24 protein-coding genes are annotated in these 22,909 nt (G+C 64.0%); 10 read left to right on the top strand and 14 right to left on the bottom strand.

Annotated features, from left to right (window positions below; genetic code table 11):
* Positions 1-4 precede the first annotated feature (4 nt).
* On the bottom strand, positions 5-1,606 hold the full coding sequence (locus GJ695_RS01055; RefSeq protein WP_154355994.1) for an ABC-F family ATPase: 1,602 nt from the start codon (positions 1,604-1,606) through the stop codon (positions 5-7).
* Between the two features lie 169 nt (positions 1,607-1,775).
* Between GJ695_RS01055 and GJ695_RS01050 the strand changes: the two genes are divergently transcribed.
* Positions 1,776-2,135, top strand: a complete 360-nt coding sequence (locus tag GJ695_RS01050) for a CCDC90 family protein (protein WP_154361756.1) — start codon at positions 1,776-1,778, stop codon at positions 2,133-2,135.
* Here the strand turns inward: GJ695_RS01050 and ldcA are convergent.
* Genes ldcA through queE form a run of 5 tightly spaced genes read right to left on the bottom strand, consistent with a single transcriptional unit; the run spans position 2,110 to position 5,587 of the window.
* Positions 2,110-3,033 (bottom strand): muramoyltetrapeptide carboxypeptidase, encoded by a 924-nt coding sequence (gene ldcA, locus GJ695_RS01045; RefSeq protein ID WP_154361755.1) that lies wholly within the window; start codon positions 3,031-3,033, stop codon positions 2,110-2,112. The two genes, GJ695_RS01050 and ldcA, sit on opposite strands and share 26 nt — an antisense overlap.
* Positions 3,034-3,043: 10 nt before the next feature.
* A complete protein-coding gene (locus GJ695_RS01040; protein ID WP_154361754.1) occupies positions 3,044-3,985 on the bottom strand; it encodes an alpha/beta fold hydrolase in 942 nt (313 codons plus the stop codon).
* 41 nt (positions 3,986-4,026) lie between these two features.
* On the bottom strand, positions 4,027-4,509 hold the full coding sequence (gene tadA / locus GJ695_RS01035; RefSeq protein WP_229260267.1) for a tRNA adenosine(34) deaminase TadA: 483 nt from the start codon (positions 4,507-4,509) through the stop codon (positions 4,027-4,029).
* Positions 4,499-4,948 (bottom strand): 6-carboxytetrahydropterin synthase QueD, encoded by a 450-nt coding sequence (gene queD, locus GJ695_RS01030; protein WP_154361753.1) that lies wholly within the window; start codon positions 4,946-4,948, stop codon positions 4,499-4,501. Before queD ends, tadA begins: the two co-directional genes overlap by 11 nt.
* Before the next feature lie 3 nt (positions 4,949-4,951).
* Complete coding sequence (queE, locus tag GJ695_RS01025) at positions 4,952-5,587, bottom strand: 7-carboxy-7-deazaguanine synthase (RefSeq protein WP_166454980.1); 636 nt, start codon at positions 5,585-5,587, stop codon at positions 4,952-4,954.
* Positions 5,588-5,729: 142 nt separating this feature from the next.
* Here queE and GJ695_RS01020 point away from each other — a divergent pair, with 142 nt between their 5' ends.
* Positions 5,730-6,503, top strand: coding sequence for a sensor histidine kinase (locus GJ695_RS01020; protein WP_154361752.1), 774 nt, complete (start codon positions 5,730-5,732; stop codon positions 6,501-6,503).
* Positions 6,504-6,518: 15 nt separating this feature from the next.
* Positions 6,519-7,517, top strand: a complete 999-nt coding sequence (locus GJ695_RS01015) for a sensor domain-containing diguanylate cyclase (protein WP_229260266.1) — start codon at positions 6,519-6,521, stop codon at positions 7,515-7,517.
* Here GJ695_RS01015 and GJ695_RS01010 read toward each other — a convergent pair.
* From GJ695_RS01010 to GJ695_RS01000, 3 genes are all read right to left on the bottom strand, one after another.
* Positions 7,505-9,220, bottom strand: a complete 1,716-nt coding sequence (locus tag GJ695_RS01010; RefSeq protein ID WP_154361751.1) for a DUF4214 domain-containing protein — start codon at positions 9,218-9,220, stop codon at positions 7,505-7,507. The genes GJ695_RS01015 and GJ695_RS01010 overlap by 13 nt on opposite strands.
* A gap of 98 nt (positions 9,221-9,318) precedes the next feature.
* Positions 9,319-9,567, bottom strand: coding sequence for a hypothetical protein (locus GJ695_RS01005; protein WP_154361750.1), 249 nt, complete (start codon positions 9,565-9,567; stop codon positions 9,319-9,321).
* A complete protein-coding gene (locus GJ695_RS01000) occupies positions 9,567-10,352 on the bottom strand; it encodes a DNA/RNA non-specific endonuclease (protein ID WP_154361749.1) in 786 nt (261 codons plus the stop codon). Before GJ695_RS01000 ends, GJ695_RS01005 begins: the two co-directional genes overlap by 1 nt.
* A 292-nt stretch (positions 10,353-10,644) precedes the next feature.
* On the opposite strand from GJ695_RS01000, the gene GJ695_RS00995 reads away from it, so the two are divergent.
* Positions 10,645-12,249, top strand: a complete 1,605-nt coding sequence (locus tag GJ695_RS00995; protein WP_154361748.1) for a methyl-accepting chemotaxis protein — start codon at positions 10,645-10,647, stop codon at positions 12,247-12,249.
* Here the strand turns inward: GJ695_RS00995 and GJ695_RS00990 are convergent.
* Positions 12,218-13,402: a glycosyltransferase gene (locus GJ695_RS00990; RefSeq protein WP_154361747.1), complete on the bottom strand. Its 1,185-nt coding sequence runs from the start codon at positions 13,400-13,402 to the stop codon at positions 12,218-12,220. The genes GJ695_RS00995 and GJ695_RS00990 overlap by 32 nt on opposite strands.
* Position 13,403: 1 nt before the next feature.
* Positions 13,404-14,057, bottom strand: coding sequence for an HAD family hydrolase (locus GJ695_RS00985; RefSeq protein ID WP_154361746.1), 654 nt, complete (start codon positions 14,055-14,057; stop codon positions 13,404-13,406).
* A gap of 123 nt (positions 14,058-14,180) precedes the next feature.
* Between GJ695_RS00985 and GJ695_RS00980 the strand changes: the two genes are divergently transcribed.
* Positions 14,181-16,529 carry a diguanylate cyclase domain-containing protein gene (locus GJ695_RS00980; RefSeq protein ID WP_229260265.1) on the top strand — a complete coding sequence of 783 codons (2,349 nt, stop codon included), beginning with the start codon at positions 14,181-14,183 and terminating at the stop codon, positions 16,527-16,529.
* On the opposite strand, the gene GJ695_RS00975 is transcribed toward GJ695_RS00980, so the two are convergent.
* Both GJ695_RS00975 and GJ695_RS00970 read right to left on the bottom strand, forming a co-directional pair.
* Positions 16,526-17,164, bottom strand: coding sequence for an FABP family protein (locus GJ695_RS00975; RefSeq protein ID WP_154361745.1), 639 nt, complete (start codon positions 17,162-17,164; stop codon positions 16,526-16,528). The two genes, GJ695_RS00980 and GJ695_RS00975, sit on opposite strands and share 4 nt — an antisense overlap.
* A 50-nt stretch (positions 17,165-17,214) precedes the next feature.
* Complete coding sequence (locus tag GJ695_RS00970; RefSeq protein ID WP_154361744.1) at positions 17,215-18,183, bottom strand: MBL fold metallo-hydrolase; 969 nt, start codon at positions 18,181-18,183, stop codon at positions 17,215-17,217.
* A gap of 131 nt (positions 18,184-18,314) precedes the next feature.
* Between GJ695_RS00970 and GJ695_RS00965 the strand changes: the two genes are divergently transcribed.
* Positions 18,315-19,613, top strand: coding sequence for an NCS2 family permease (locus GJ695_RS00965; protein WP_154361743.1), 1,299 nt, complete (start codon positions 18,315-18,317; stop codon positions 19,611-19,613).
* On the opposite strand, the gene GJ695_RS00960 is transcribed toward GJ695_RS00965, so the two are convergent.
* Positions 19,603-19,851 carry a hypothetical protein gene (locus tag GJ695_RS00960; protein ID WP_154361742.1) on the bottom strand — a complete coding sequence of 83 codons (249 nt, stop codon included), beginning with the start codon at positions 19,849-19,851 and terminating at the stop codon, positions 19,603-19,605. The two genes, GJ695_RS00965 and GJ695_RS00960, sit on opposite strands and share 11 nt — an antisense overlap.
* Before the next feature lie 126 nt (positions 19,852-19,977).
* Between GJ695_RS00960 and GJ695_RS00955 the strand changes: the two genes are divergently transcribed.
* The 4 genes from GJ695_RS00955 (at position 19,978) to GJ695_RS00940 (ending at position 22,848) form a co-directional block, all read left to right on the top strand.
* The gene (locus tag GJ695_RS00955) at positions 19,978-20,436 is read left to right on the top strand and encodes an Lrp/AsnC family transcriptional regulator (protein WP_154361741.1); all 459 of its coding nucleotides are present in this window, start codon (positions 19,978-19,980) and stop codon (positions 20,434-20,436) included.
* 73 nt (positions 20,437-20,509) lie between these two features.
* A complete protein-coding gene (locus tag GJ695_RS30430; protein ID WP_154361740.1) occupies positions 20,510-21,310 on the top strand; it encodes a beta/gamma crystallin-related protein in 801 nt (266 codons plus the stop codon).
* A 78-nt stretch (positions 21,311-21,388) separates the two neighbouring features.
* Positions 21,389-21,898, top strand: coding sequence for a sigma-70 family RNA polymerase sigma factor (locus GJ695_RS00945; RefSeq protein WP_154361739.1), 510 nt, complete (start codon positions 21,389-21,391; stop codon positions 21,896-21,898).
* Positions 21,895-22,848, top strand: a complete 954-nt coding sequence (locus GJ695_RS00940; RefSeq protein ID WP_229260264.1) for a FecR domain-containing protein — start codon at positions 21,895-21,897, stop codon at positions 22,846-22,848. Before GJ695_RS00945 ends, GJ695_RS00940 begins: the two co-directional genes overlap by 4 nt.
* Positions 22,849-22,909 lie beyond the last annotated feature (61 nt).

Genomic DNA, 22,909 nt, shown 5'->3' with positions numbered 1-22,909 from the left:
GTCTTTAGGCGATACCCTGGCTGGTCAGATACTCTTCGTAATTGCCGCGGAAGTCGACGACTTCATTGTCCTTGATCTCGATAATGCGATTGGCCAGCGACGAAACGAATTCGCGGTCGTGCGAGACGAAGATCAGGGTGCCGGCGTATTTATCAAGCGCGATGTTCAGCGACTCGATCGATTCCATGTCCATGTGGTTGGTCGGTTCATCGAGCAGCAGCACGTTGTGACGGCCCAGCATCAGCTTACCGTACATCATGCGGCCCTTCTCACCACCGGACAGCACGCGCACCGACTTCTTCACCTCGTCGCCGCCGAACAGCAGGCGGCCCAGGATCGAGCGCACGGCCTGGTCGTCGTCGCCTTCCTTGGTCCATTTGCCCATCCAGTCGGTCAGCGAGATATCGGTGGCGAAATCTTCGGTCGGGTCCTGCGGCATGTAGCCGACGTTGGCGTTTTCCGCCCACTTGACGGTGCCGTGATCGGCGTGCAGGCCGGCGATGTCGTCACCGCCGATGCAGCGCAGCAGCGTGGTCTTACCGGCGCCGTTGGCGCCGATGATGGCGATGCGTTCGCCCGCTTCAACCATGATGCTGAAGTTGTTGAACAGCGTGCGGTCGTATTTTTTGCTGATGCTGTCGGTTTCGACGGCCAGGCGGTGCAGCTTCTTCTCGCCTTCGAAGCGCACGAACGGATAGGCGCGCGACGATGGTTTGATGTCTTCCACCTTGATCTTGTCGATCATCTTGGCGCGCGAGGTGGCCTGGCGGGCCTTGGACTTGTTGGCCGAGAAGCGGCGCACGAAGTCCTGCAGTTCGGCGACCTTCTCTTTCGCCTTGGCGTTGTTGGCCAACTGCTGGTTGCGCGCTTGAGTCGAGGCCAGCATGTAGTCGTCGTAATTGCCCGGGTAGATCTTCAGCGTACCGTAATCCATGTCCGCCACGTGGGTGCACACCTGGTTCAGGAAGTGGCGATCGTGGGAAATGATGATCATGGTGGAGTTGCGCTCGTTGAGCACATCTTCCAGCCAGCGGATGGTGTTGATGTCCAGGTTATTGGTTGGTTCGTCGAGCAGCAGGATGTCCGGGTTCGAGAACAGGGCCTGCGCCAGCAGTACGCGCAGCTTCCAGCCTGGCGACACGGCGCTCATCGGGCCCTGGTGCAGGTCGATGCTGATGCCTACGCCCAGCAGCAGTTCGCCGGCGCGCGATTCGGCGGTGTAGCCGTCGTATTCGGAGACTTTGCCTTCCAGGTCGGCGGCCTTCATGTAGTCGTCGTCGGTGGCGTCCGGGTTGGCGTAGATCGCGTCGCGTTCGGCGATGGCGGCCCACATCTCGGTGTGGCCCATCATGACCACGTCCAGCACGCGCATGTCTTCGTAGGCAAACTGATCCTGACGCAGCTTACCAAGGCGTTCGTTCACGTCCAGCATCACGTTGCCTGCCGACGGATCGAGATCGCCGCCGAGGATTTTCATGAAGGTGGACTTGCCGCAGCCGTTGGCGCCGATCAGGCCATAACGGTTGCCATCGCCGAACTTGACGGAGATGTTTTCAAACAGCGGCTTGGCGCCGAATTGCATCGTGATGTTTGCGGTACTGAGCATTTGGAGTTGGACTTTGCAGAATAGATAGAGCGAAAGGAGAAATTATACAGCAAGCAGGCCAGATCGCGTGTAAGCCCATATAAAACAAGCACTTACACTAGCTTGATACACCTCAAGTCACTGCCGGACGCGGATTGACAGTGTACTGGGCCGGGCGCACGATGTATCGATGGATACTCCGTCAATCAAAGACTATATCGACGCCAAGGACCAGGCCATCCTTTCCGGCGTCCGCGAATACTACGCCATGACCGAAGCCCGGCTGGCGGAAATGGACGCGCGCGTCGTCAATCGTCTTGCCGAGATGGAAACTCGGCTATTGCGCGGCCAAGCCGAGGTACTCAAATGGTGCATCGGCATCATGCTCACCGGCCTGGCGATCATCATGACCGTCACCACCTCGATATCCGTCTATCTTTACACTTCCACCCAGGGCCAGATTCAGTCCCTCGCGCAGAATGTCGATGCACTGGGGCGCGAAGTGCGCGCCTTGCGGCCGGCCATCAACCCAACGTCGGATAATCACTGATCTTCAAGTCGAATGCGCGTTCGGTGGAAACCAAGTGCGCGGCGCCGCCGTATGGCAACGTGGCGCGTTCCTTGATGTGGCCGAACGGCAGGCCGGTCAGCACCGGGATCGGCAAGCGCTCGCGCAGGTAGGCCAGCATGGCGTCGAAGTCGTAACCGTTGTCCAGCGGCGCCAGCTTGTAGCCGGAGAAATCGCCCAGCACCAGCGCCCGCTGGGCGTCCAGCGCGCCGGCATAGAACAGCTGCAGCACCATGCGCTCGACGCGGTACGGATGCTCGCTGATGTCCTCGATGAAGCAAATCCCCCCCTCCAGCGCCTGGAAATACGGCGTGCCGAGCAGGCTGACCATCATCGCCAGATTCCCGCCCCACAGCTTGCCGCTGACATCCACCACCGGATTATCCGCCACGCCCTCGGCAACCACGCCGCGCACCGCATGTACCGGTCCGCGCAGGCAATCCCAGAATTGGTTCAGCGTGTAGGCCACCGGCTCGTCGCGGATAAAGTCGTCGCAGATCATCGGCCCGCCAAAGCTGATGCGGCCGGTCTGCTTCAACAGCGGCATCTGGAACGCCGTGAAATCGCTGTAGCCGACAAACAGCTTGCCGCTGTCCGCCATCTTGTGAAAATCGATCATCGGCAGCAGGCGCGACATGCCGTAGGAGCCGCGCAGCGCGATCACCACCTGCACCTGCGGGTCGGCCGCCGCCGCATTCAGCTGCGCCAGCCGCCATTCGTCGGTGCCGCCGAAGCGCTGGAAGCGCTTGTCGTCATCGTAGTAGTTATGGACCAGGAAGCCTTGCTGCTCAAGGCGCCGCACGCCGCGCTGGAGGGCGTCGTTATCCGGCGCGCGGCCGCTGGGTGCGGCAATCGCGATGCCGATTTGTGGAGTGCTCAAAGTATCTCTGTCAGTGATGGGTGCCGCTGCCCGCCCGATGCGGAGCCAGCGGAGGAAGTTCCGCCGCCATATTACCGCGCAGGTGTTGGTCGAGCAAGGCAAGCAGGCGTTCGTTCAGCTGCTGCGGCAAGTCGTGCCCCATGCCTTCGATGATGTGCAGGCGCGCGCCCAGTATGGCTTCCGCCGTGTCGACGCCGCAGGCCACCGGCAGCAGCGGATCGGCGGCGCCATGGATCACCATCGCCGGACAGCGTATCTTGCGCAGCAGCGCCGTGCGGTCGCCGGCGGCCACAATCGCCACCATCTGGCGCGCCACGCCGTCCGGATTGGCGCCACGGTCGATCGCCCGCTCGATATTGGCGCGCATCACGCGCTCCGGCGTCGGGAACGACGGGCTGCCGATCACCTTGTACACATTGACGACGCGGTCCACCGTCGCCTTGCGGTCGCTCGGATCGCTGGAACGCATCATCGCATTGCGCGCGGACGCGGTCGGCCCCGGCAAGCCGCGCCGGCCGCTGGTGGACATGATGGAAGTGAGACTCAGCGTGCGGTCGGGGAAGCGCGCCGCCATAATCTGCGCAATCATGCCGCCCATGGAAACGCCGACCAGGTGCGCGCGCGCCAGGCCCAGCGCGTCGAGCAAGGCAACGGCGTCGTCGGCCATATCGTAAAGGGTGTAGGGAGCGGACTGTTTCAGTCCAAGCAGCGACTTGAGATAAACCCAGACCAGGCTGGGCTTCTTATGCTGGCGCATTTTGGTGGACAGACCGATATCGCGGTTGTCGAATCGGATCACGTAATAACCCTGCTCCACCAGCCCATCGACCAGATCCTTCGGCCAGGCGATCAGCTGCATGCCCAGCCCCATGATCAACAACACCGGCGGATCGAGCGGATCACCACTGGTTTCGTAGGCAATCGTGATGCCGTTTGCTTGTACGCTGGCCAAGGCTATCTCCCAAATCACACTTGGGATTTAGCATACCATTTTTATTCCTGCGTGGCGCGTCTGGCTGCTGTCGCGGCGGCGCGACGGGCGGCGAAGAAGTTCTTCAGCATGGCGCCGCACTCCTCCGCCATCACGCCGCCGACGATTTCGGTGTGGTGATTCAGCTGTTCCTGCTCGAACAGGTTGACCACCGAGCCGCAGGCGCCGGTCTTCGGATCGGAGGCGCCGTACACCACCCTGGCCAGGCGCGCATGCATCATCGCGCCCGAGCACATCACGCACGGTTCCAGCGTCACATACATCTCGCAGCCCGGCAGGCGGTAATTGCCCAGCTTTTCGGCAGCGGCGCGCAGGGCCACGATTTCCGCATGCGCGGTCGGATCGTGCCTGCCGATCGGCTGGTTGCAGCCGACGGCGATCACCTCGCCGTCCTTGACGACGACGGCGCCAACCGGCACCTCGCCCAGGTCCCACGCTTGCTGCGCCTGTTCAAGCGCCAGCTGCATGTAGCTGTCAGGCACCATCGGTGATCTCGGCCCAGCAGTTCGGGGTTTCGTGCAGCACCAGCTTGTGCAGGTGCAGGCCGGTGCCGTAGCGGTCCTTGTAGGCCGCCTTCAGGATGCCGAACGCCACGTGCGCCAGGTTTTCCACGGTCGGGATACGGTCGATCACCACGGTCTTGTGGTCCGGCAGCGAGGCCAGGAAATCACGCACCGATGCGTCTTTTTCATAGACGATGAAGGCGTGGTCCCAGACGTCGACCAGGTGTTCCTTGGCCAGCGCCTTGATGTCCGAGAAGTCCATGATCATGCCGTTGTCGGAATTGCCTTCGACGTCGATGATGTTGCCGGTCAGGGTGATTTCCAGCGTGTAGCGGTGGCCGTGCAGGTTGCGGCACTGGCTCTTGTGGTCGGGAATACGGTGGCCGGCGTCGAATTCCAGCTTGCGGGTAATGGTCAGCATGAGTTAGGGTATCTGTAAAAGTTTATGGGTTTGCAAGCTCAGCTTCCACTTCGGGTTGCGCTTGCAGGTCTCGATCGCCAGGCGGGTGTTGAACTCGGCCAGCGGGCCATCCATGGCCTGCACGAAGAAATTCTCGAAGTCCAGCTGCTCGTAGACCGACAGATCCTGGTTGGTCTGCGGGATCACGACCTTGATTTCGCTGCCCTTTTTGACCACCAGTTCCGAACCCATTTTCGGGCTGACGCAGATCCAGTCCACGCCTTCCGGCACCGGCAGGGTGCCGTTGGTTTCAATCGCAATGGTAAAGCCGACCGCATGCATCGCGTCGATCAGCGGCTTATCCAGTTGCAGCAGCGGCTCGCCGCCGGTGAACACCACATACTTGCTGGCGGTATAAGTTTCCGGCCACAGCGCGTTGATGGTCGCGGCCAGTTCTTGCGGCGTCTTGAACTTGCCGCCGCCTTCGCCGTCGGTGCCGACAAAGTCGGTGTCGCAGAACTGGCAAATGGCGCTGGCGCGGTCGCTTTCGCGGCCGGTCCACAGGTTGCAGCCGGAAAAGCGGCAGAACACCGCCGGACGGCCGGCATGGGCGCCCTCACCCTGCAACGTGTAGAAAATCTCTTTGATGCTGTAAGTCACGATAGTTCCTGATAGGACAACCCTCGATTATATCCCACGCCACGGATTTCCGGATAGCAGCACCTAAAGTTGACATTTCACAATGCTTCCGCCGGACAAGCACGCTAAGGTCATCGATGGGTCCACCCTGGGACGATACATCATGAGCTATGCGCCTCCCCTGATCGAAATCGACGTCGTCTGCGCCAGTTTCTGCGCGGCGGCCTGTGCCGCCTGCCTGTGGCTGTGGTGGCGTCAGCATCGCCAGACGCTGCGCGCCCTGGCCGATGCCCGCCGCCAAGTGGCGCGGTTGAGCGCGACCCAGCAATCGCTGCGCGACGCCGACCGCCGCCGCATCGCGCGCGACCTGCACGATGACCTGGGCCAGCACCTGATGGCTCTCAGCATAGACGCCGCCGCCCTGGCGCGCCAGTATCCCGCGCTGAAAACGCCGCTGGCCGGGCTGGAGCAACGCATCCAGCACGCCACCCGCGCCATGCGCGCCATCGTGCGCGACTTGCCGGACCAGGCGCTGGAGTCCGGGCTGGAAGGCGCGGTGCAGCAGCAGATCGACCAGTTCTCGCGCCTGAGCGGCATCCGCTGCCGGCTGGACGCCGCGCCCGAAGTCTTCGCCGCCACGCCCGAAAACGGCGTCGGCCACGTGGTCTACCGCGTGCTGCAGGAATCGTTGAGCAACATCGTGCGCCACGCGCAGGCGTCGGAAGTCTGCGTCGGCCTGTGCCGCCAGGAGCACAGCCTGAACCTCACCGTGCGCGACAACGGTGTCGGCCTGCCGCAGCAGCTTGCCGGCGCCGGGCGCCGCGGCCACGGCCTGCGCGGCATCGCCCAGCGCGTGGCGGAGGCCGGCGGCCGCTTCGACATCGCCAGCACGCCCGGCGCCGGTACGGCGCTGACCATGTCCTTCCCTCTTCCCTAAAAACCAAGGCGCGCCATGACCGGAACACAAAAAATCCAGCACGTGATGGAGTTTTCGCAGGCAGACCAGCAGCACGGCTTTGCCCTCAAGCTGATGGAACTGCTGGTGATCCCCACCTTTGTCATCGACACCCAATGCCGGGTCATCATCTGGAACCGCGCCTGCGAACGCCTGACCGGCGTGCCGGCGTGGGAAGTGCTGGGCACCACCGATCACTGGAAGAGTTTTTACGAGGAAAAGCGGCCTACGCTGGCCGACCTGGTGATCCAGGGCCGCAGCGCCGAGCTGCACCGGTTGTACCGCCAGCACGCGCGCCGCCACGAGGCCGACAACAACCTGTGCGCGGAAAACTGGTGCGACATGCCGCGCGTCGGCCGGCGGCGCTACCTGGCGGCCGACGCCAGCCCGATCTTCGACAGCGAAGGCAAGCTGGTGGCGGTGGTGGAAACGCTGCGCGACGTCACCGACGAAAAGCGCGCGCAGGTGGCGCTGGAACAACTGGCCACGCGCGACGGCCTGACCGGCCTGGCCAACCGCCGCTGCTTCGACGACACCCTGAACGCCGAGTGGCAGCGCGCGCTGCGCAACCAGCAGCCGCTGTCGCTGCTGATGGTCGATGTCGACAATTTCAAGCAGTACAACGACGCCTACGGCCACCTGGGCGGCGACGAATGCCTGCAGCGCATCGCCAGCGCCGTTTCCAGCGAAATGCGGGCCAACGACCTGGTGGCGCGCTACGGCGGCGAGGAATTCGCCGTCATCCTGCCGAATCAATCGCTGAAGGGAGCGGCCATCGTGGCCGAGCGCATCCGCTGCCGGGTCGAGCAGCTGCGCCTGCCCAACCTGGGCAGCAAGCAGCATGTGGTGACGGTGAGCATAGGCGCGGCGACCGCGCTGGCCGCGGCCGAGAACGATCCCAGCCAGCTGGTGGCCACGGCCGACTCGGCGCTCTACCGCGCCAAGCACATGGGCCGCAACCGCATCAGCCTGCCGGGCGCGGATCAGGCGACGTAAGGCGTGTAGGGAATGCCGACCGGGATGATCTCGCTCATCGTGTGGATATTTTCGACCGAATCCGAGAAGCCCAGCAGCACATCGGCGCGCGTGCCGCTGGTGGCCAGCACCTGCACCCAGTAGTCCACGCCGGCAGCATCCGGCGTCCGGTGCAGCACGTTGTTATACAGCGCCGTGACGAAGGTCGCGTTGGTCGCGTTGGGGCCATACAGGTCGGTAAATTCCTTGCTGTTGACGAAGCTGTTCGCAACGATCAAGGTTGGCGCGCCCTTGTCGATCGCGTTGAGCCAGTAGCCGAGTCCGGCATCATCGGGGGCGCGGGCGAATACCGCGCTGTACAGCCGGTAGACGGTGCCGGCGGAACCCAGCGTATCGAGCGCGAGCGAACCGTCGGCGAAATTCAGGCGTTCCACGCCACTCAGCAGGTCGGTGACGCCGCTGCCGCTCAAATCCTTCAGCGTCACCGTCGAACCGCTGACCGACAGCGAATAGTTGCTCACGCTGCCGCTGAGTTTCAGCGTATCCACCCCTGCGCCGCCGACGACCAGCTGGTTGCCGGCGCCGGCGGTCAGCACATCGTTGCCGGCCGTGCCGGCCACCAGCGCGCTGTAGTTCGACAGCAGGATGCTGGTGTCGCTGAATTGCAGCTTGGCGATGCCCTGCAAGGTATCGACGCCGTCGCCGCTGACGCTCAACGTACCGAGGTCGCCTGCCAGCGTGTAGGACGCCAGCGCCTTGCCGAACACCACCGTGTCGCTGCCGCCGTTGCCGGTGATCTGGTCGTTGCCGGCGCCTTCGTAAATCACGTCATTGCCGGCGCCGCCGGTGATGACGTTGCCCGCCGCATTGGCGTAGATGGTCGAGCCGCCGCTGCCGGCAATGGCGCGCTCGATCGTCACGTTGTAGGCGATGGAAATGTTGTTGTAGCCCGGCGCGGTGGAGCTGAACGTGCCGGCGTTCAGGTTGATGATCGTGGCGTCGCGGCAGGCGGAAAAGTCGAAGGTGTCGGTGCCGCCCGCATCCCAGATGCATTGCAGCGCCGCGTCCTTGCTGAAGCTGTAGGTGTCGGCGCCGGTGTGGTACGTCATGTTCGCGCCATACAGGTACTGCATGGCCTGGATGTCGTACAGCATCGGCGTGATGCCGTAATTGCCGTTCAGCTTGAACCCCGAGCCGACGATGTACGACATCTGCGAGTAATCGATATTGTCGGTGGCGGCCGGCAGGAACGGGCCGTCGATACTGCCGCCCGTGGAATTGTAATCGCCCGGATGCTTTAAACCCAGCGTATGGCCGAGCTCGTGGATCAGCACCGCAATGCCGAAATCGCCGGCGGCAAAACTGAAATTGAAGGCGTCCCGGTTGTTGGTGTACAGCTGGACCGAGCCAATACCCGTCTCCGGCAAATACGCATAGCCGCTGCTGCCGTTGCCCTGGTCGTTGGTGCCCAGCTGAATCTCGCCGTTGGACGATACTTCGCGGAAGGTGATGTTGGCCACCGCCGCCCAGGCCGCCATTGCCGTGCGCACGCCCTGCTGCTGCGTCGCGTCCATCGCCGCAAAGCCGTTGGCGTCATCGGCCGTCGCGTCTTTCGGCACGCTGGTCAAAAAGCTGTAGGTCAAGGTAACCGCCTGACCCGCGTTGGCGTTCCAGCTGCTGGAGACCAGCGAATCGATCGAATTATTTCCGGTTGTGAGGCTCATGACACAGTCTTCAGGCAGTTAAACAAGTCTTTGGAGAATAACATTTCCTGCGATTCATTAGCGATCGATCGCACAAAAGGATGCTTTCACGCAACAAGCTAGTCAAAAGGGTTGGCCACGATGGTCGTCGCCGCCGGCGGCAGCCTGGCCGGCAGCGACTGCGCTTCCAGCTTGGCGACCACATCGGCCAGCAACCGTTGCAGCGCGCGGGCGTCGGCCAGGCCGGCCTGGTCGGCGGTCAGGTCGATATCGCCGCTGATGGTGATGCGGTCCAGGCGGTTTTCCACCGTCAGGCCGCCGACATGCAGCACATCCGACTCATTTTGATACGGAACGAATTTGCTCATTACTTGCTCCCGTCTTTACGTTGACGCACTTTGGGCACCCGCAGCAGCACCGCTTTCTGCGCCGGCGTCAGCGACGGCAGCAGATTGATGCCCACCCGCTCTTCCAGTTGGGCGATGCTCAGCATCTCGTATTGCGCGCCGTCGCTGTTTGCGATGAAGAACGCGGCGCCGGCCTGCTGGCGTGGACTGTACACCAGTTTATACACATGGCTCGGCACCAGCACATTGCCGACCTTGCGCAGATTGCCGCCGATGAAGGCCGGGCCGGTGATCACGTACAGGTCGCCCTCCTTCTGCGCCATCTTGCGCACCACGCCTTCGATGCCGGCCCAGATGTGGCGGTTCACATCGCCGTCCTGCGGCACCATGTTGGCGAGCGTGAAGCTTTCGTGCTGCGTCTCGCGGTCCGGCATGTCGCCGTTTGGCGCCATGTGGCCACGGTCGTAGCCGCTGCGGGCGTAATCGGACAGCTCGGCGCGGTAATTGGCCGGCAGACGGGCTTCGGGATGGAAGGAATTCTCGCGCGACAGGGTCTTGGCGGCATCGACGTTGTGCGCCGTCAGATGCTCGGCCGACCACAGCGGCGTGCGGGTGATACCGGAATGCATGACGCCGAACACGCCGTAGCACAGCTCGGTGGTGGCGGCCGCCATCTTGGTGTTGCGGATTTCCGGCAAACGGCCGTCGACGTAAAAAGCCGGGCATTCGCCGGCGCCAGCCAGGCCGGCGGCCAGCAGGCCGCACACCAGCGTGGCGGCGGCCACGGAACGCTGTATCAGTTGCATGGTTTCCTAGTGTTGATGAGGTCGGCGGCATTCTAGCGGAGCACTCAGGAAACAAAAAGGGCCGGCGTTCAATCGAACGCCGGCCCTCTCAAAAACATCCAGCCCTACCAAGGCAATGTTTTCATTTCAAATGCGGCAACACTACTTGTAATTATACATCTGGACAGCGGTGCATTACAAGCTGTTGCGCGCCATGGAACTATATTAATTCTATTAAGGAATATTACTAGGCTGGCATTTATTTTCCGACTAAACTTTACATTCTCACTGGCAACTATAAATATAACGAATCATGAATATCTCCAATCTGAAGATCGGTCACCGGCTGACAATCGCGTTCTCGCTGTCCACGCTGCTGATGGCGATTGTGGTGGTGGTCGGCGCGCTCGGGCTGCGCGCCACCAGCAATGAAGTCAATCTGACGATCAATGACCGCTACATGAAGATCGGCCTGCTCAACGACGTGAAAGACCACGTTTCGCAGCAATCGCGCGGCTTGCGCGACCTGCTGCTGGTTGACGCCGCCGAAGCCGGTGCGGAATACGCCGCCATCGCCCAGCGCAGCCAGGAAATCGGTACGCTGCTCGACAAGCTGGGCGGCGTGCTGCACCAGCCGCAGGGACTGGCGCTGTTCAAGCAGCTCGGCGAGGCCCGCGCCGCCTATTCGCCGCTGCGCGACCAGATGGTCAACGCCGTCAAGGCGGGCGACAAGCAGGCCGCCGCCGTCCTGCTGCTGCAAAAAGTGCGTCCGGCGCAAGCGGCCTACATCGCCGCGCTGGACAAGCTGATTGAATTCCAGGTGCAGCTGATGCGTGATTCCAGCGACGGCGCGCAGCACACCGCCAGCTTCTCCAGCGCGCTGATGATCGCGCTGGGCGTGGCCGGCGCCGCGCTGGGCGTGTTCGCCGGCTGGTACGTCACGCGCAGCATCGTGCGGCCGATCAGCTACGCGGTGCGCGTGGCGCGCACCGTGGCCGGCGGCGACCTCAGTTCGGACATCCAGGTACGCACCCGCGATGAAGTCGGCCAGCTGTCGGCCGCGCTGCGCGAGATGAACGCCAGCTTGATCGGCATCGTGTCCGAAGTGCGCAAGGGCACGGATTCGATCGGCACCGCGTCGGCGGAAATCGCCGCCGGCAATCTGGACCTGTCGGAGCGCACCGAACGCCAGGCCGGCTCGCTGGAAGAAACCGCATCGTCGATGGAGGAACTGACGTCCACCGTCAAGCTGAACGCCTCCAACGCCAACCAGGCCAACCAACTGGCGCAGTCGGCGTCCGACGTCGCGGGCAAAGGCGGCGCGGTGGTGGCGCAGGTGGTGGACACCATGGCGTCGATCAACGCCTCGTCGCGCAAGATCGTCGACATCATCGGCGTGATCGACGGTATCGCCTTCCAGACCAACATCCTGGCGCTGAACGCGGCGGTGGAAGCGGCGCGCGCCGGCGAACAAGGCCGCGGCTTCGCCGTGGTGGCCACCGAAGTGCGCAACCTGGCGCAGCGCTCGGCCGCCGCCGCCAGGGAGATCAAGGAACTGATCGGCGACTCGGTCGACAAGGTGGATGCGGGCGCGCGCCTGGTGGACCAAGCCGGCGCCACGATGGAGGAGATCGTCGCCAGCGTGCGCCGCGTCACGGACATCATGGGCGAAATCGCCTCCGCCAGCCAGGAGCAGCTATCCGGTATTGAACACATCAACGGCGCCATCACCGAGATGGATCAGACCACGCAGCAAAACGCCGCGCTGGTGGAACAGGCGTCCGCCGCCGCCGTGACCATGCAGGAACAGGCCTCGCATCTGGTGAACGCGGTCAGCGTCTTCAAGCTCGATGGCGAAGGCCGTAGCGCGCTCACCACCCGCCGCGCTAAACCAAATGCCGCTCTAGCAGCACCCTAAGCTGCTGGTTCATGCGCCGCTGGTCAAAGCCCTGGCGGCGCGCGGCGAAGGCCTGCGCCGCCGCGCCATAGCGCGCCTCGTCCAGCACACCGCGCACCGCCGCGCGCCAGTCGGCGGCAGGCGCCAGCAAGGCCGCGTTATAGCCGGCGCCGGACATGGCGACGCGGCGCGCAGTGAGGAATTGTTCGGCATGCGACGGCAGCATCAGCAACGGCACGCCGGCCAGCAGCGCCTGCGCCAGCGTGGCTTCTCCCGCGTGGCAGACGCACAGGTCGGCCGCCGCCAGGGTCGGCGCCAGCGCCAGCGGCGCATCGGCGTACAGCAAACGCTCGCTGACCACCGGCGGCGGCGCGCCGGCCGCCACTTCCGGCACATAAGCCAGCACGCGGCAGCCCTCTTCCACCAGTGCCTTCAGCACCGCGCCGTGCGCCGGATGCGATGCTTTCAGATAGGCGTACACCTTTGCGCCCTCGCCTTCCGGCCAGTACGGCGCGAGGCCGCCCTCGTCGACGAAGTTCGGTCCCAGCCACTGCTCGCCGGCCGCGTCGCGCGCATAGTGGTCCAGCTCCGGCCAGGTGCACAGCAGCGGCAAGCCGCCAAGGAAGGCGTCCGCCGCCTGCGTGTAAGGCTCGGCGCCAAACGCCGCCAGCACCGCGTTGGCGGTCGCCAGCATGCGCGCTTCCGACGCCGCCAGCCGTTCGGCCGGCGCCTGCCGCAAGGCCGGCAGCGGTTGTCCGCGCGGCGGCGTGTTGAAGCCATTGCCAACCGACGCAGTGCGCAAGCCCATGCTGCGCGCGGCCAGCAAGGCGGTCGGCGCAAAGTCGGCCACCACCAGATCCGGCTGCAGCAGCGCGAACATCGCGCGCCAGCCGCCCACCACGCCATGCAGCGCGGCGGGTTCCAGGTAGCCGCAGCGGAACAGGATCTCCGCCAGATTGCCGGGTGACGGCAGCCCAACCGCGTCATGCAGCCACACCGGCGCTTGCAGCTTCGGCACATCCAGGTCGGCCAGCAGCGCATGCGTGTGCATCAGATCGCGCAAACTCATGGTCACGCGATGGCCGCGCGCCAGCAAGGCTTGCGCCAGCATTTTCAGACGGCCGGCGTGTCCCAGTCCGCCGCCCAGTTCCCAGCAGAGGTGGATGTGCGCCATGTCAGGCCTCGGCCATCAGTGCTTCCACCTCGGCCCGCACCTGCGCCATGGTGTCGACCACGCGCCAGGCGCCGGGAAAGTCATGGTGCCGCGTCAGCGCATTGCGCAGGATGATGCAGCGGATGCCGGCCGCCGTCGCCGCCTGCAGGCCGCGCGGCGAATCCTCGACCACCAGCGCCTCGTCGGCGCCCACGCCCAGGCGCTGCAATCCCAGCAGATATGGCTCCGGCGACGGTTTGCTGTGCGTGTACGACTCATGCGTCAGCACGAATTCAAAATACCGGCGCAGGTCCAGGCGCTGGTGGATGATCTCGAAGTGATCGCTGTTGGAACTGGTGACCACGCCCATGCGCACACGCGGCGCCAGCGCGGCCAGCACCTCGGCCACGCCGTCGATGGCGGGAATATGTTCGGACGCCAGCCGCGCCGCATAGCGCACATTGCGGCCGCTGCGTTCCGCGTCCATTTGCTCGGCCGTCAGTTGCGGCTCCAGCAGATGCCACGCGCCGCAGTTATCGGCCAGATACCAGTCGAAGAAATGCTGCGCGCTGAGTTCCAGGCCGAAGGGGCGGAACAACTCCTGGTTGGCCTCGTAAAACAGCTGCTCGGTATCAACCAGCACCCCATCGTTATCCCACAAAATCGCCCGCAGCATAATCCGCATCCCTTGTAAAGAACGGCACGCCGACTGTGGCGCGGCCGCAGCGCGCATTGTACCTGCTGGTTTTGCCCATCAGGGTATGACATACTGAATTCACCGCAGACCACCATCCGCAACATGGCCGTTTTTGCAACGCTACCGCGCAGCCTCAAATTCCGCATGACCGTGGTGGTGGTCATGCTGGTGCTGGCGGCCACGCTGATCGTCACGCTGGTGGCGCTGCTGCTGGCGGAACGCGACATGAAAAGCGTGATCGGCAACCAGCAGTTCGCGCTGCTGTCGTCCGCCGCCGCGCAGGTCGACGCGCAGATCGCCGCCCGCAAAGTGCTGCTGGCTACATTGGCCGACACCATTCCGCTGGCAGCCGGCAACGATCCCGCCGCCATGCAGGTCTTTGTCGACCGCAATCCGGTGGCGCGCAAGGAATTCCTCAACCTGCACATCTTCACCCGCCAGGGCGCGCTGCTGCATACCGAAGGCGATCATGTCGAAGCCACGCCGGCGCTCAATCCGCGTGCCCGCGCCTATCTGGAAAATGCGCTGGCCGGCGGCAAGACAGTGATTTCGCCACCCTACAAAAGCGTGCTGACCGGCCTGCCCTCGATCATGATTCTGCAACCCGTGCGCGATGCGCAGGGCCGCACCGTGATGCTGCTGGGCGGGAGCATCGACCTGACCAACTCCGTGTTCCTGGAGCAGATCGCCGAACAAAAGCCCGGCGAGACGGGCTTCATGTTCATCATGACCACCGACGGCATCCTGCTGCATCATCCCGACCACAAGCGCCTGCTGGAACACATCAATGCGCGACCCGGCTACAACCGCGCCACCGAAATGGCGCTGCGCGGCTTCGAAGGCTGGACCGAAGCCGTCAACAAGGAAGGCAGCGAGGGCATCTACGCGTACAAGCACCTGCAATCGACCAACTGGATCATCGGCGTCCGTTTTCCGGTGAATGAAGCCTTCGCGCCGATGATCCAGATGCGCCGGCACGCGATGCTGGCGGCGGCCGTTTTCGCCGCCATGGCCGGCGTGGTGGCGTGGCTGGCGATCCAGACCCTGTTCAAGCCGCTCGGCAGCCTGCATCGCAACATCAGCGACATACGCAGCGGCGTGGCCGGCATCGGCGTGCTGCAACGCCAGCGCGACGACGAAATCGGCGAGTTGAGCGCGGCCTTCCACGAGCTGATGGCCGAGCGCCAGCGGTACGAACAGCAGATCGCCGCCAGCGAAAAGCGCCTGCGCACCATCGCCGACAGCCTGCCCGCCATTGTCGCCTACATCGACAGCGACCTGCGCTACCGCTTCACCAACGAGCATTTCCGCCGCATGATGGGCCTCGACCCGCGCAGCATGCTGGGCAAAACCATCGAGGAAGTGATGGGCAAGGAGTTTGCGGCCGGCGTGGCCTGCTTCAACGAAGCGGCGCTGCGCGGCCAGCGCGTGCACTACGAACGCGAGGGCTACCATAACGGCTGCCTGCGCCAGGTGATGGGCGACATGGTGCCGGACATCGCCGCCGACGGCGCCGTGTCCGGTTTCTACCTGATGGCGCTCGACATCACCGAGCGCAAAACCGCCGAGTTGCAGCAGGCCGCCAGCGAAAAGCGCCTCAAGCTGTTGACCGACAACCTGCCGGTGCTGATCGCCTACCTGGACGACGAGCGCAAGTTCCAGTTCCTGAACGCGACCTTCCAGCACTGGTTCGGCATCGACCCGCAAACGCTGATCGGCCGCCATCTGGCCGAAGGCATAGGCAGCGACCAGTACGACGTCGCCGAACCGCACCTGGACCAGGCCTACCGGGGCCAGGCCGCCACCTATGAGCTGAAGGCGCGCATCGGCGACGAGCTGCACACCCTGGAGACGACTTTCCTGCCCGAGCTGGGAGCGAACGGCAAGGTGCTCGGCATCTATTCCCTGACGCACGACACCACGCGCATGAAGGAAATCGAAGAGCGCCTGACGCAGCTGGCGCGGATCGACAGCCTGACCTGCATCGCCAACCGCCTGATGTTCGAAGAACTGCTGCCGCTGGCGATTGCCCGCGCGCGGCGCAACCGCAAGCCGCTGGCGCTGGCCTACCTGGACATCGACTACTTCAAGGAGATCAACGATACGCTGGGCCACGGCGCCGGCGACCAGGTGCTGAAGGAGTTCGCCGACCGCCTGATCGCCAGCGTGCGCGCATCGGACACGGTGGCGCGCCTGGCCGGCGACGAATTCGTCATCGTCTTCGAGCAGGTGGCGAATGTGGGGGAAGCGGCGCGGCTGGCCGGCAAGATCGTCGACGCCATGCACGCGCCATTCACGCTGCACGGCGCGCCGCACCACGTCACCACCAGCATCGGGCTGGCCCTGCATGAAGGCGATGACGAAACGCCGGCGGCGCTGCTGGCGCGCGCCGACAGCGCGCTGTACACGGCCAAACGCGATGGCCGCGACCGATATACCGTCGCCGATTAAGCCGGCACGCCGCTGGCCAGCGGATTGGGCAGCGGATCGGCCACGCGGTGCAGCAGATTGCGGTCCGTGTGGTGGAACTCTTCCTCGCCGCGCAGCAGCATCACGGTATCTTCCTCGTAACCCCAGGTGCCGTCGTCGTTGATGGTGACCTTGATGCGGTACTCGGTGGTCTTGAAGCCGTATTCCAGGAACGGGTTGGAACGGATGCCGTAGGTATCGGATTCCAGCCGCGCCACCAGTTCGAACTGCCTGGCGTCCGGTTCCACCACCGCCGACGCCATGGCGATCTGGCCGCGCGGGATGCCCAGCGTCTGGATCACGGTCTTGGTCTTCGGTTCCCACAGCCAGTAGCCCACCTGCTCGTGGTAGGTCTTGACGTTGTCCGGCTTGTTGATGATGATCAGGTAGCGCAGGCCGTAGAACAACTGCGGACCGTTGGTGACCGGGTCGATCGGATACAGCTCGATGCGCTCGACATACGCCTGCTTGCGCGCGCCGTCGGCCTTCGGCTTGGTATCCAGGCCGCGCTCACCTTTCCAGATGCCGGCCATCGGCGTCAGCGGCCCGAGGTTGTTCAAGGTGTTGACGTCGACCGGCGACGGTTCAGTGTAGATATCGGTGGAAAACTCGGTCATGCGTGGTCCTGTGATGTGATGGAGATGATGCAACCGCTATTGTAAGGCGGTTACAGCGTGATTTCCATGCCGTCGTAGGCCGACACGATCTCCAGCGGCGCCTCGCAGGTCACTTCGGCATAGCGCCGTGTTTCGGCCAGCACCCGTGAAATACGCGCATCGTCGTAGATGGGCTCATGATGGAACAGGCAAAGCTGGCGCACACCTGCCAATTGGCAGAGCTCCACGCCTACCACACTGCTGGAATGACCCCAGTCGGCCTTGGCGGAGATCGAATCCTCCAGCGTGTACATGGCGTCGAAGATCACCAGGTCGGCATCGCGGAAGAAGTCGACGAAGGTCGCGAGCTCGCTGGCGTTATCCAGCTTGTGCTCGGAGTCGGTGCTGTAGACCATCGCCTTGCCGCCCTGCTCCAGCCGGTAGCCGTAGGAGTCGCCGGCATGCAGCTGCAGCTTGGCGGTCACCGTCACATCGCGCAATTGCAGTGGCACGCCGGGCGTCATCTGCACAAACTCGATGGTCGCCGGCAGTTCGTCGAACGGCACCGGAAAGCTGATCGGCTCCTGCTGGCGGCGGAACGCCGTCTCCAGTTCCCGGTGGCAGCCGTAGATGATGATGCGGTTGCCCGGAATATAAGCCGGCGTAAAGAACGGGAAGCCCATGATGTGGTCCCAGTGCAGGTGCGACATGAACACATGGTAGGTCTGCGGCTGGCCCGGGCCGTAGTGCGCCAGCTTGGCGCCGGCCAGCGGCCGCACGCCCGATCCCAGGTCGAGGATGATGTGTTCATGCACCGCATCGGCGTCCCACGCCGCCACCTCCACGCAGCTGGAATTGCCGCCGTAGGTGCCGCGCACGTCGAAGCTCAACTCATGGTCGACGTAATCGGCCACTTTTTCCGGCGTATCCAGGTCGCGGCCGATCGCGCCCTCGAGCGCCGTCACCAGCTTGGCGCGGATTTGTTTGTGATTGAGCGCGACCGGCAGCGAACCGCGCGCGCCCCAGATGCGTGCCTTCATGCGGCGTCCAGGTCAAGGTATGTAAGACAACTAATTTTGCATTATTACATCTTTTTACGCATTTGGCACCTACGGTTGCGTGCGTCATCCGTGCTATTCTTCGCCCTCGATGTCTTAGCAGGAGCGCGCGCATGCCGTCACTTCAACAATTTTTCAAGCTCGCTGAACACGGCAGCAACGTCCGGACCGAGGTTGTGGCCGGGGTCACCACCTTCCTGACGATGGCCTACATCATCTTCGTCAATCCCGCGATCCTGGGCGACGCCGGCGTGCCGAAGGACGCCGTATTCGTCGCCACCTGCCTGGCCGCCGCGCTGGGCACCCTCATCATGGGGCTGTACGCCAACTACCCGATCGGCATGGCGCCGGGCATGGGACTGAACGCCTATTTCGCCTACGCCGTGGTGCTGGGCATGGGCGTGCCGTGGCAGTCGGCGCTGGGCGCAGTGTTCATTTCCGGCTGCCTGTTCATCATCGTCAGCCTGTTCAAGGTGCGCGAGCATATCGTCAACGGCATACCGCATTCGCTGCGGGTGGCGATCACGGTCGGCCTGGGACTCTTCCTGGCGCTGATCGCGATGAAGAGCGCCGGCCTGGTGGTGGCCAATCCCGAAACGCTGGTGCGCGTGGGCGACATGCACAATCCGCACACCATCATGGCCATCTTCGGCTTCCTGCTGATCGTCACGCTGGACCGCCTGAAGGTGCCGGGCGCGCTGTTGATCGGCATCGTCGCCGTCACGGTGTTGAGCTTCTTCTTTGGCGGGAATACCTTCCACGGCTTCGTCTCGCTGCCGCCATCGATTGCGCCGACGCTGCTGCACCTGGACCTGCAGGGCGCGCTGAATCTGGGCCTGTTCAACGTGGTGCTGGTGTTCTTCCTGGTTGAATTGTTCGACGCCACCGGCACGTTGATGGGCGTCGCCTCGCGCGCCGGCCTGCTGGTGAATGGCCGCATGCAGCGCCTGAACAAGGCGCTGCTGGCCGACAGTTGCGCCATCGTCGCCGGCTCCATGCTGGGCACCTCCAGCACCACGGCCTACCTGGAAAGCGCGGCCGGCGTGCAGGCCGGCGGCCGTACCGGCCTGACTGCGGTGACCGTGGCGGTGCTGTTCCTGGCCGCGCTGTTCTTCGCGCCGATCGCCGGCGTGGTGCCGGCCTACGCCACGGCGCCGGCGCTGCTGTTCGTCGCCTGCCTGATGCTGCGCGACCTGGTCGACGTGGACTGGAGCGACACCACCGAAAGCGTGCCGGCCGCGATCACCGCACTGGTGATCCCGTTCACCTACTCCATCGCGCACGGCATCGCCTTCGGCTTCATCACCTACGCAGGCCTGAAACTGCTGACCGGCCAGGCGCGCCAGGTCAAGCCGGTGGTGTGGATCATCGCCATCGTGTTCCTGGTTAAGTACACCTACGTCACTGCCTGAATTCCCGGATCGGCAGCACGCCCATGAGGTTGTGCAGCCGCATCCGGCACAAGGTCAGAATATCCTCCTCCTGCGCCGCCAGGTGCATGCGCACCTCCATGCCGCCCGGCGTGGCGGTGGTGCGCAGCCCGCGCAGTTCAATATCCAGCCGCCGCACCACCTGTAGCGCCGCTTCCAGCGTGGCGATGGGGGCATCAGGTTCGATGCGGAAGCGGTAGCTTTTTTGTGTCGTATCCATGCTCACAGAATAGCCAGGAACGCGAAAAATAGGCTTCCTTAATTTATAGAGAATTTCCACATTCGCAGCAGATTATCCTGCACAAGATAAAATATATGGAATATTCATCTCCACAGATAACATTTCATGGAAATCGACGATATCGACCGCCGCATCCTGCGCGAATTGCGCCTGGATGGCCGACTCAGTAACACCAAGCTGGCCGAAAAGGTCGGCCTGTCCACCACGCCGTGCTGGAACCGCGTGCGCGCGCTGGAGGAAGGCGGCATGATCGAAGGCTATGCCGCGCTGCTCAGCCAGACCGCGCTGGGCTACCCGGACACCGTCATCATCGAAGTGACGCTGGACCGCCACGACGACGACATCTTCGAGAAATTCGGCCAGGCCCTGGCCACGCTGCCGGAAGTGATGGAGGCCTATCTGCTGACCGGCGACTACGACTATCTGATCAAGGTGGCCGTGGCCGGCACCGCGGGCTACGAGGAATTCCTGCGCAAGAAGCTGTACAAGCTCCCCGGCCTGAAACACAGCCGCTCCACCTTCGTGCTACGGTGCCTGAAACGCGCCCATTCGGTCGAACCGTGACATGGTGCGCTTGCGTACAGAGCACTGCGCGGAAACAGTTCATGCTTAAACTTCATCCAATAAGGAGAAGACAATGAACAAAACCATGAAGATCGCCGTGGCCGCCGCCGCAATGGGCCTGGCCTCGCAAGCGTTCGCACAAATCACTTTCTATGAAGGCGAAGGCTGGCGCGGCCGCGCCTACAGCGCCAATACGACGGTGCGCGACCTGTCGCGCAATGGCTTCAATGACCGCGCCTCGTCGGTGGTGATCGACCGCGGCCAGTGGGAAGTCTGCTCGGACGCCAACTTCCGTGGCCAATGCATGGTGCTGCGCAAAGGCAGCTACGAGTCGCTGCGCGGCATGGGGATGAATGACCGCATCTCGTCGGTGCGCCCGGTGAAACCGCGCGACCGTTATGAAAACGAAGCGCCGCCTCCCGTCGCCCAGCCCAGCTACGAATGGCGCCGCCGCCCGAGCGAACGCATTGTCGACGTGCCGGTCAGCGACGTGCACGCGGTGGTCGGCTCGCCGGAACAGCGCTGCTGGGTCGAACGCCAGCAGGTCAGCGAACCGTCGCGTCCTAACGCGGGCGGCGTGATCGCCGGCGCTTTGATCGGCGGCATCCTGGGTCACCAGGTTGGCGGCGGCACCGGCCGTCAGGTGGCCACCGCCGGCGGCGCGATTGCCGGCGCGGCCATCGGCAACAACGTCGCCAATCAGAACAACGTCTCGACGCGCGACGTGCGCCGCTGCGAAAACGTCAGCAACCAGAAACCGGAATACTGGGACGTGACCTATAACTACCGCGGCGTGCAGCACCGTGTGCAGATGAGCGCCCCTCCGGGCAACACCATCGCCGTCAACAGCCAGACCGGCGAACCACGCATGTAGTTCGGCCAGCGGCGAATCCGGCTTGCGGCGGCTGTCCGCCTCATGTAGAATGAATGAGAATAATTCCTATTCTCACAAATGACAGCCGCCGTTCCTCATTCGCACTTCACCGCCCTGTACAGCAGCCACCACTCGTGGCTGCACCGCTGGCTGTGTGTCAAGCTGGGCAACGCCAGTGATGCGGACGACCTGGCGCAAGACACCTTCACCCGCATTCTCGGCCGCGCCGACCTGGCCGCGCTGAACGAGCCGCGCGCCTTCCTGACCACGGTCGCCAAGGGCATTCTGATCAACTGGTATCAGCGCCAGGCGCTGGAGCGCGCTTATCTGGAAGCGCTGGCCGCTCTGCCCGAACCGACGGCCATCTCGCCGGAACAGCGTTTGCTGATCCTCGAAACGCTGCACGAAATCGACGCCATGCTGGATGCGCTGCCGCCCAAGGTCAAGCAAGCCTTCCTGATGGCGCAACTGGACGGCATGGGCTACGCCGACATCGCCGCACAACTCGGCATGTCCCTCGTCACCATCAAGCGCTATATGAAGCAGGCCTTCCTGCAATGCCTGCTGGCGATGGAGGACACGGTTTGAACGCGCGCGTCTCGCCCGCGGCGCTGGAACAGGCGGCCGACTGGCTGGTGCGCCTCCAGGACGGCGCCACCAGCGAAGACCGCGACGCCTGCGCCCAATGGCGCGCCAGCGATCCGCAGCACGCGCTGGCCTGGGAACGCGCCGAACACCTGCTGAATAAATTTGGCACGCTGCCACCGGAACTGGCGATGCCGGTGTTGAACCGCGCGCCGGGCGCCTCGCGCCGGGCCGCGATGACGCGCATCGTCGCCCTGATGCTGACCGCGCCCATAGCCTGGGGCGGCTGGCGTTACGCGCAATCGCAACCGTGGGCGGCCGATATCCACACCGCCATCGGCGAACGCCGCACGGTGACGCTGGCCGACGGCACCAGCGTCACGCTCAACACCGCCAGCGCCATCGACGTCCGCTACACCGCCACCGAACGCCTGATCACGCTGCGCAACGGTGAAATCCTGGTCCGCAGCAGCCACCAGCCGGACGCGCGCGCGCTGCGGGTCAGCACGCCGGAAGGCATGATGCAGCCGCTGGGCACCCTGTTCAACGTGCGCCGCCACGAATGCAGCACCAGCCTGGCCGTGCTGGAAGGCGCGGTGCGCGTCACGCCGGCCTGCGCCGCCGACGAGGCGCTGGTGATCGACGCCGGCAGCCAGACCCGCTTCAACAAGCGCCATATCGCGCCGATCCAGTCCACCGACCCGGCCATGACCGCCTGGACCAGCGGCATGCTGCTGGCCGACCAGATGCGCCTTGACGAACTGGTGGCCGAACTGTCGCGCTACCGCCATGGCCTGGTGCGCGTGGAGCCGGCGGTGGCGGCGCTGCGCGTTTCCGGCGCCTTCCCCATCGGCGACAGCGAGCGCACGCTGGACATGCTGGTGTCCACCTATCCGGTCGACGCCGTCCAGCGCCTGCAAGGCTACTGGATTACGCTGATCGCGCGGGCCTGAAAAATATTTTGCATCGGGCTGATACTTTTTCCCCGGTCGGCTGGCATAGAGACAGAAACCT

The sequence above is a fragment of the Duganella alba genome (assembly GCF_009674495.1).
GTDB lineage: Bacteria > Pseudomonadota > Gammaproteobacteria > Burkholderiales > Burkholderiaceae_D > Rugamonas > Rugamonas alba.
The sequence above is the reverse complement of the archived record's forward strand: the minus strand, read 5'-3'. Positions and strand labels throughout refer to the sequence as shown.